Here is an 8,773-nt window from a genome sequence, read left to right as displayed (position 1 = left end):
CTCATGAAAATACGTGTACATCTCAAAAAATACATGGACACGTATCTTGATGAGATTTAACCGAGACTTCTAGACGGTACAGGGCGGGCCGTTACGATCAAACAGCAATAGGCATATTTCCTCTGCAGACTTAAACACCGCCGCCAATGCTAGCAGCAGAAAGATTGGTCGACTCATATCAGGCAGCGCCAGCCGCTTCAACTCAATATGATAGCGATCGTCGCATATGAAATCCGGCATGAACGCCTTGTCCTGGAACTTGGCGGCAAAGTGTTCCGCCAGCCAAACTCGTGGCAAATGGCTGTAGAGATATCGGGCTAGCTCGTGTTCAAAGTAGCAATAGGTTCCGCTGAAGCTGACCTGCTGCCGACCTAGCCCCATCTCGGTAGCGCGTTTGAGCAGTTGTTCATGAGCGTGAATATAGAGTGGTGGCGCAGGATTTTCCAATATATGGCGCGCTACTTCAAAATAGCGTTGCAGCAACGGGTCAATATTGGCTTGGATCAAACTGTCGCTGGGAAGCACGCCCTGCAATGATGCCGGATTCGAAGCGGAATGCGCGTGTTGCCAATCCAACCTGTGCAGAGGTAAGTGGTGTTTAAGGCAAATGTCGAGTCCGGCGATATGGTGTTGGCGATGCCAGTACGTCATCCGGTGTAAATATAGATCTTCTTCGCGGCACCGGAGGCATAGCCTTAAGGGCGGCTCAGAGGCGATGCTATCACTCTGAAACGGCTTAAAGGCGTAGACATCAATTTTGCTATGTTTCACGGGCGTATGCGTATGAGTCGCACGCCAGTTCTTGTCCAACGCCATGAGGGTGTGGCGAGCACGATACTCCTGCTCCGGCATCCCCGAAAGATGGGACACTATCTGATGAATGTATAGAGGTGTCCACGGGAGTTGGAAGCCGTCGCGGCGTACGTCTTTAGTGCGGCTGACAAAAGCCTTTGCTAGGGAGCCGAATGTCAAACCATGAAGATCGTTCACGGCCCACAGCCGATATAGATGAGTTAGGCCCAATTCGTCCGGGAATGGTTTGAGAATTTGCATGAGGTGATGCTCGCGTAGGCTACGGTGTGAGGGCTCGTCGCCGAATTTGCGTACACAGACTTTTGGTCAGTGGGAGGCGATCCAATTTATTAAGATACGGCTTTATCTGCGGTAGGAGCTGGTACATCTGCTGCATAGTCACGTGTTGGCTCGTATTGGCAGTAGCCAACCCGTCAATCGTTCCGGATAGAAGTTCGACCAGTTCAGTATCGCGCCGGGACCAGTTCACCCGCATACTCGGCTGTTGCTGATACTTCGGTACGAGTGCAAGGCTCTCGGTGAGCCAAGCCTTATCATTGCGGTATAGCCAGGCATAGCATTTTGGCTGCTGCTTTCGAAGCTCCTTAAGGGTCGCGTGGGGGTGCCGCTTTATCGCGCGTAGCCACGTTCGTCGCATCGCTGACAGGCGGAGCGCTGTGTTGGCTTGAAGCCATCGTTCGAATAAGCGCAGATCGGTCTTTAACATTCGCTTGACGGTCTGCACTGATAGGTCGTGTCGATCGGCAATGTATGAAGGCTCCCTTCCACGACGTAAGTCGCTTTTAACGGCGCTTATTGTCTCGCGAGAGAGTTTGGGACGCTTCACTACGGGGAGCCCTTTTTCGCTGGCCCATGCTTGTGCGGTATAAACGGCGATGCCAACTTCTCGTGCCGCACGCGAGAGTGTGTGTCCCTCCTTCTCAACCAGGTGAAGCAGGTTTAACTTGCGCTTCTCAGAGTGGACCACCTGGGGAACCGATCCTACGAGGTGGTGAATCATTTGGTTGGAAGTTGTATTCTGATATGTACGCCAGAACTCCTCCCAACCGTCAAACAACCATAAGATCATAAGAAAATGGCGGAGCGGATGTGTAGGTTGTGCGGTGGGCGAAAAGATCCTACTCATTTGTTGTCGAGCGTCGTGAACGGTACTTGGTATTGGTAAACCCAGGTTGGTGAGCCTCAAGTCGCGGGCGAAACAGTGATATTGAGATGCGGCATCTTCTAGCGCGACCTGCGTCGCCCCTCGCAAGAGTCGACGTTCCAGCAGGGCTTCCCGGTACGTCGCTGCGAGACGTGCAGGGTCGATGTGCTCATCGCTGGGCAATGAGTACGTGGCTAATGCTGCCGCTTCCAATAGATGGAGGCTCCGCTTCGTCGGGGCCCATCGTAAATTTAAATTCGGAGGCTTGAGATCCTCTTCCTGCGGTAGAAACCACAGAAAACGCCCGACCCCGGTGGACTTTTGAGTCGACTCGTGTAGAAGACAATCGTGGGCGGAACACATCCACACACCGGGAAATTGGTGACGTAGATGCCAGTATCCGACGCCCAATCGCTCCCGATCCTCCCGCATGCACGTAGGGCAGGCCTTGAGAGGATGATTGGCTCTGATTCGGCTGGCCGGTAAGCCGAGCCAACTCTTCACTCTGCTTGCGTTACCCGCACTGAGTTCACCAATTATCCGATTCTGCAGCTCTACCGGCCGCCAGGGAAGATAAAAGGGCAGTATCGTGTGCTTGCGAATAACACTCGGCGCCGCCGCACCAAATCGCCCGTGAGTACGTTGTACGAAGACGTTGATGCGCGAAGCAAAATCGTGCTGGGTGCCATATCTGCGGTGACCAAACAGTTGCAAAGCAGTCGCCCCGGATAGTGCGTTTCCCGACACCAAATGGAATCGCGAACACAAGCTGTATAAGGTTTCATCCTCATGCCACGTTGACACGGGCAGAGGAAGATCTAATCCGAGTGAAAGGTTGCTGTTATCGATCATGGGGTTCCGGTCCTTTGCTGACGGGGCCCGGGTTCAGGCGTTGCATGTTCGATTTTCGAAGCTCGTCGGCGGTGAGTTTGGGCCGCGCGAGCTTGCGTGTAGGTTTGGATTGGATAATCGTCGAATCAATAGGCTTCTTTTGACTAACGTGCAAGGCGTCGCGTTGAATCTTTGTGAGAATCTCTTTGCTGCGCGCATGTCGCTGGGCGCTAAGCAATTCTGCGGCGGCGGCCTTTGGCAGAGGAAACGGGCACTCGTATTCACTCGATTTTGTCGAGTACGGACGAAGAATCGCTTCTGCCTGACGGCGACTGGTCGAATACTCGGTGTCGTCATAGGCGCTGCTGATATGGGAGAGTTCCAAGCGGTGTTGCCCCTTTTGCCTGGCTAAGAAGAAGGCACGGGTCAGTAAATGAACCAAAAGTCGCTTCAAGCCCGCAGTGAGTTGGAACAGGGTGGTCTGCTCTGCCTGCAAGTCCAATGACAGGCTCGGGCGCAGAGTTCGCTGCACCGCGCCCAAGTAGCCGAGCCAATCGGCTGAGTCGGGTGTGGACGTGGGTAAGACAAAGGGCTTAGCCAGCAGGCGCTGACGATCTTGTTCGGGACGGTTCTGAAGCAGCCTGCAAAGACTGTAATTGGCGACGAACACGGTTGGTACGCCGATGCTTACTAGCTGATAGAGCAGTTTGGTGACGGCTGTGTTGGCCGAGGCGCTTTGCGTTAGGAATTGCAGCTCGTCGAGAAAAAACAGCGAGACTCCCCTTTTAAAAGCTGTCTTTGCACTTAAAGGGATGACAAGGCCTGGTCTGTCGCTAGCGCCGTTTAATTCTGTTCGTACCAAAGACCCCAGAAGAGCCGAAGCAGTCGCACGCGCTTGCACTTGGACATGCCAATGGGAAAGCGTGCTGACAGGACCATGCACTTCATCCAGCGGCAGCTCGACTGGACCGCCGAGCAGTCGTCGCATGGCGCGTAACACTGACGATTTCCCTACGCCGGCTAGTCCCGTCAGACATACTGGTAGCTTGGGTTCAGCCACATAATCCTGGTAGGGCGTATAGAGACCTGCAAGGTATAGTGCGTCGCTGCGGTATGCCGATTCGCAGTGGGCCTTGGCCATTCTGACTAAATCTTGTAGCAGCAAGATGTCATAAGACGTCGGTAGGTACAACTCACTCAAGGTGTCTCGAACTCGTGTCTCGATCATGTATTCCGGCACGCTTGCCAGGTCTAGAGCTGGAGGCAGTGTCGTGACCCTATCCCTGATGGTGGTGGCGCAATCGAGTCCGTCGAACCGGTGAGCGAGGGCATGCACAAATTTATGAGTCATGCTGTTAGCCCTCCTTGCCTTTGAGTAGGCGTTCGATTTCCTTCTCTTCTTCTCTAATCGCTGCGGGAGACGTTCTAGGAACCGGGCGTGCGGAGGGTTTAGGGTGCCAATCCTTCCCGGTGCGAGCGCCGAATCGGCCGAGATGCTCGACAGTCGTTGCGTGTTTGTCCTGCTTGCGTTCTCTGCCTAGCTGCTTTCTTTTCTCATACTCTTCTGTCAACGTTTCTGCAGTTCTCACTAACTGCGCCTTATCGTCATTCAAGCCTAGTTCTGCTTCGACCTCAATGATCTCGTGCGCCACTTCCACCCAGATGTATCGAACGGAGAAAGGGAACACGTAGGCTCTCAGCCGCTGTGCGCCGACGGAACTAGCGCGATCCAGAATGCCATTTTGACGCAAGGCAGATGAGTCGTAGCGCTGTCCCTTCAGCCAAACACCCGATCGATTAATACTCACTTCTGTGTCGACCAAGAATCGCCTGACTGCATCATCAAAGGAGACGTGGTGGCTGTCATTGCGTGCACGCGAATCGAGGAAATTCCAGACCCCATTAGGCGACGGAAAGGTATCGTGTTGAATCATTTCTGGCGTCAGGCGACTGCTCACGTCCGAAGTTTGATTCTCTGCAAGCAGGCGATGAATTTCGCGAACAACCATCTCGATTACGGTGAGGGTGGACTGTGGCGCACGGGTTGGTCCTTCCAACTTAGTAGTACGTCGTTGGGCTGACTCGACGAGGGCTTTGCTTTGTCCTTGCCCGGATGGAGTAAGCTCTCGAATAATTAAACCCTCGCCGTCGCGCGCATCGTGGTTGCGCTCGCGTTTTACACCGGGTCCACGATCTGTGATGTAGTGCAGGGGTAGGCCTTGTGAGGGCCAATCCGCCTCAGAAATTACAATGTCAAAGAGTTGGCAGAACTTTTTCTTTGGGATAGCGGCACAGAATAGTGCGCTGTGATACGACTGGCTGTCTTCTTTACCGAACGCGAAGCCGATGCCTAACCGCATTCCTGATGTGGAATCAGTCAGGCGCGTTACGACCAAGGGGCGCAGCGACCCATTGCCTTGATAACTCAAAGGCCGATCTTCGCAGTAGTATGCGTCAGCCTCAACACGTTCCAGTAGATTACTAACGGATTCTGTAAAAGTTCCCTGATGCGCTGCTTTGGTACGTCGATACCGTGTGGCGCCCCAGCGCGCCGTTTGAATCGCTTCTACCCCCAACGCTTTGCGAAGCTGATACCGGTATTGATCGTACGTCGGTAACGGCTTCCCATCGGTAGAGACAAGTCGCTTTTGCCCAATCTGCTCGTCAATGTGAACTGCTGCATTGAAGTCTTTATGCATTGCTAGGGCGTAGATCACAGTCAAGGGTCTACCCGGAGCGCGATGGCGCAAGTACGAACTGACGATTTTGGCAATATCTTCGTGGCTGAGGCGAGACCCGCTCAAAGTGCCCCGCGATTTGGACTTGCGGCCCCACTTAACACCGGCCGTACGATCAAGGCGATTCCAGCGCCCGCAGTTGAAGTAATGCGGGAACAGAACGTCCGAGTCGGCACCAAAGCAGGCGTAGGAGAAAAACCAAAACCGCATACGTTGTGCGTTAAAGCCTCGCGTGTGGGCATACCGGTTGAGTTCTTTTTCGGGGTTCGCCGCGCTAAGAATGGAGTCGATGTCCTTGATCAATGGAGCAATTTTTAGAATGCGTTCTTCTTTTCGTTCTACGTGTAGTTTCTTGGCATTAACCCTCTGTAAATCGTGGCTCCTCAAGTTCCGTCCCTTCGCTCCTGCTAAGAACGGAGGGGGTCCTTGAGGCGAGGCGACGGCTACGATCAAGCCGTTGATGAGAGCCTCTTCGAACTCGGCGCGCGGCATTGAACGAAGATGAGCGAGCCAGCGCCCACAGAAAGTGAACAGGACAATTTGAGCCAGTCCGGTAACCCGGTTGCTACGTAAGAAGTAATACGTCAGACCGGGCTCGAGGGCGACATAACCCTCTGGTGCTTCCAAAGCTGTACCTACTTGCATGTTTTTATCGTCCGAAAAGATGTGCGTATTGCACTAAGATGTCGGTGCGTTCCTCGCTGAGTGGTTTATCTACCAGAACTGGCTGGAACAGATCAACCCGCAGGCGCCGCTCCCACACGGCGTGGTACAGCGCGATCAGGCACTGCGAACGGTCGCATTCAAACCGCTCCATCAAGTCTGGAAGTTGCGAAAGTACGGTTGTCTTAGTCCCTACCAACCTTTGGTACGCAAGAACGAGAAGCTCTTGTTTTTCTTGTGTGAGCCCGAAATGTTGTTGCGCGCGAACAAACAGCGTCTGCAAATTGACTAGAACGCTCAAGTTCAGGTCTTCGGCGGCGACGAAGTGTGTGCAAATGTCGACGTCTGCGAAGTACTGGCGTTCGAGCTGGTGACGCATGCTCAGTGCCGGTTGTGTACTTTCTGTTGGCGTTACGGCTTTGCTACTAGGCTGGGCGGTGTCAAAGAAGTCGATACGTCTGGCTTTGACGCTCCAATTGACGCAGTAGGGGCCGTGCTCATCGCGCAGGAATAAGAGCAGATCGCCCAGATAAGGGAAAGCGTGGCGAGTTGGCTCTGCGGCTTTAGTGCGTCCTGCAAGCCACACGACGGGGTGTTTAGAAAGCATCCCCAATTCTTCTGCGACTGTCACAGTGCCGCGTAGCCTCGGTAAAGACATGCGCGCCGCTTGAGGCAGTCCATCTAACGGATGGTTTGCTTCGAATGGGTGGAGCATATGTTGCTCATGGATATCGAAGACCGCCGGGTGATACAGCGCTAGCAGACATACGTGCCGCTCCGCTAGGGACATGAAATGCATTTGCCTGCCGAGCTTGCCGGCATACGCCGTAGACGGCCGGCTGATTTTAGGCGCTTCGTCTCGCGTAGCGAGCATGGCTGGCTCATATTCCGAAAGCCAGCGAGATTTCTGCTGACGCTTCATGATGCGCGTGAACCGTTGTTCACTAATTAGTGCGTTGCGTGCCATACTGATAGGTGGTTCCACATTGAATAGTTTTTAATCAGGGAACCGCATTTGCGCGCTTATAAAAAGCAAAACGCTACCCCCGACTGTGCTTGACAGCACAGCCTGACGGGGGCAGTATGTGCACTAGGTTCCGACGCCTATGTGTGCACATCCGCCAAGCCAGCTACTCGAAAGAGGGCTGGCTTTTGTGCAATTCCCTCCTGTGTTTCGCTTTTCTTTATGTCATCTCGCGCCGCTCCTGTTAAGCCCACGCTATAGACGCTGTGCGCTCTAAGGCATGGTTTGCGTTTTATCCTATACCTAATAGTGCCTTTTGAAAACCTGAAAAAATCTTCTAACTACTTGATTTTCAACGGAAAATTGTTTTGATGGCATAAGGTGGCCGGTAATGCCAACCTCGCCCGGACGTCGCTGATTGATGCGTTGGGGCCTGCCCTAAGGGCCAAGCTGCCGCCATTCAGCGTTGGTCGAGTGATGAACCAGATTTTGCTTACCCTTTCGTCAGCCAAGTGGGTGTGGGACTCGGGGTCGTCGAGATTGCGATTGGATTGGTTGTATGTAGTCATAGCTCAGTAAACTTTGTTGGATCTACTGAACAGCTTACAGAGCGGTGTAGCTGGGCTGCAATGGCAGTGAGCACTTAGTTTGGAAAACTAGGCGTTGGGTCACTTGCTCATGGTCTTTTGCCCTAGCCTATGAAGACTTCGCCAGTCGCACCTGCTCGAGCCTGTATTCCCATAGGAATTCAATGTGGGCCGTCGACTCGGAAAATTTATCGATGGTCGCCTCGTCATCTGTTATTGAGTCGTGCGGCATTTCAATCCCTTCGCGTTTACACCAGGCCCATTCATCTAGCAGAGCGATCAGATTTATCATCCTCGTGGCGGTTCTGCGGGTTACGTGTATGGCTTTGGCCAATTGTGTAGCGGGTATCCGATTAGAGAAATCCGGTAGATTAGCCAAACAGTAAAGCCATTTGGATAGAGGCACACCAGAGTGCTCTAAAAAGGTGCCGGAGCGAACGTTGAATACGTATGGGCCGCCCGAGATTCCTTGCCCCTCGTATCGATGCACGGCGGGACACCTGTAAAAACCCGGTTTGCCACGTCTTCTTTCCTGGTAGAGGCGTTTGTTATTGCACCGCGGGCACTGGACGTCGTTCCTGTTAGGCCAACGATATCTTTCCAAAGTCTGAAGCGCCTTGTCTTCTGCACACATGCCTGGCAATGGCGGTGTGTGAGCTCGTGGTTTTGCTATTCGAGGTGTGGACATAGTCGAGGGCGGCAAACCCAGCTGAGCACCCGCTGGCATCAAATGAAATAGTTAAGGCATGGCGGCTTGAGGATAAGCGCGATAGTGGAGCATATTGAAGATGGTGCCTCAAGCTTTCTTTGGTGTTCCCAATGGTATCCCAGGTGGAGTATTCGGGCGCCTTCGGTGCATTCTCGTGGAGATCTTTTTTACGAGACAGACGGATATTATCCCTTGATTAAGTTCGTAACCGAGAAAGACCTCGTCCAGCTACGCTGCGGCATGTATACGGAGGCGTCAGTCTGTTAGCCGTTAGGCCAAAGAAAAATATATTTTTAACTCCGCAGCCGCCCCACTTCCCAGCGG

General features: G+C 53.3%; 6 protein-coding genes. All 6 read right to left on the bottom strand.

Annotation, left to right across the window (positions count from 1 at the left end):
- Positions 1-69 precede the first annotated feature (69 nt).
- The 6 genes from DFR37_RS20600 to DFR37_RS23580 all read right to left on the bottom strand — a co-directional run bounded on the left by DFR37_RS20600 (position 70) and on the right by DFR37_RS23580 (position 8,374).
- A complete protein-coding gene (locus DFR37_RS20600) occupies positions 70-1,053 on the bottom strand; it encodes a TniQ family protein (protein ID WP_113935051.1) in 984 nt (327 codons plus the stop codon).
- A gap of 19 nt (positions 1,054-1,072) precedes the next feature.
- On the bottom strand, positions 1,073-2,809 hold the full coding sequence (locus DFR37_RS23585) for a TnsD family Tn7-like transposition protein (RefSeq protein ID WP_113935050.1): 1,737 nt from the start codon (positions 2,807-2,809) through the stop codon (positions 1,073-1,075).
- Entirely contained in the window at positions 2,799-4,139 is a 1,341-nt protein-coding gene (locus DFR37_RS20590) for a hypothetical protein (protein WP_113935049.1), read from the bottom strand. Before DFR37_RS20590 ends, DFR37_RS23585 begins: the two co-directional genes overlap by 11 nt.
- A gap of 4 nt (positions 4,140-4,143) precedes the next feature.
- The gene (locus tag DFR37_RS20585; RefSeq protein ID WP_113935048.1) at positions 4,144-6,171 is read right to left on the bottom strand and encodes a hypothetical protein; all 2,028 of its coding nucleotides are present in this window, start codon (positions 6,169-6,171) and stop codon (positions 4,144-4,146) included.
- A gap of 4 nt (positions 6,172-6,175) precedes the next feature.
- Positions 6,176-7,156, bottom strand: a complete 981-nt coding sequence (locus DFR37_RS20580) for a PDDEXK family nuclease (protein WP_147251647.1) — start codon at positions 7,154-7,156, stop codon at positions 6,176-6,178.
- A gap of 693 nt (positions 7,157-7,849) precedes the next feature.
- On the bottom strand, positions 7,850-8,374 hold the full coding sequence (locus tag DFR37_RS23580; RefSeq protein WP_170139971.1) for a transposase: 525 nt from the start codon (positions 8,372-8,374) through the stop codon (positions 7,850-7,852).
- Positions 8,375-8,773: the final 399 nt, after the last annotated feature.

This window comes from Eoetvoesiella caeni (assembly GCF_003315175.1).
GTDB classification, from domain to species: domain Bacteria; phylum Pseudomonadota; class Gammaproteobacteria; order Burkholderiales; family Burkholderiaceae_B; genus Eoetvoesia; species Eoetvoesia caeni.
The sequence above is the reverse complement of the archived record's forward strand: the minus strand, read 5'-3'. Positions and strand labels throughout refer to the sequence as shown.

Bases quoted from the DNA above. Each gene is read 5' to 3' on its own strand.
- DFR37_RS23585 (WP_113935050.1), bottom strand. From the start codon at position 2,809: ATGATCGATAACAGCAACCTTTCACTCGGATTAGATCTTCCTCTGCCC.
- DFR37_RS20590 (WP_113935049.1), bottom strand. From the start codon at position 4,139: ATGACTCATAAATTTGTGCATGCCCTCGCTCACCGGTTCGACGGACTC.
- DFR37_RS20580 (WP_147251647.1), bottom strand. From the start codon at position 7,156: ATGGCACGCAACGCACTAATTAGTGAACAACGGTTCACGCGCATCATG.
- DFR37_RS20600 (WP_113935051.1), bottom strand. From the start codon at position 1,053: ATGCAAATTCTCAAACCATTCCCGGACGAATTGGGCCTAACTCATCTA.
- DFR37_RS20585 (WP_113935048.1), bottom strand. From the start codon at position 6,171: ATGCAAGTAGGTACAGCTTTGGAAGCACCAGAGGGTTATGTCGCCCTC.
- DFR37_RS23580 (WP_170139971.1), bottom strand. From the start codon at position 8,374: ATGTGTGCAGAAGACAAGGCGCTTCAGACTTTGGAAAGATATCGTTGG.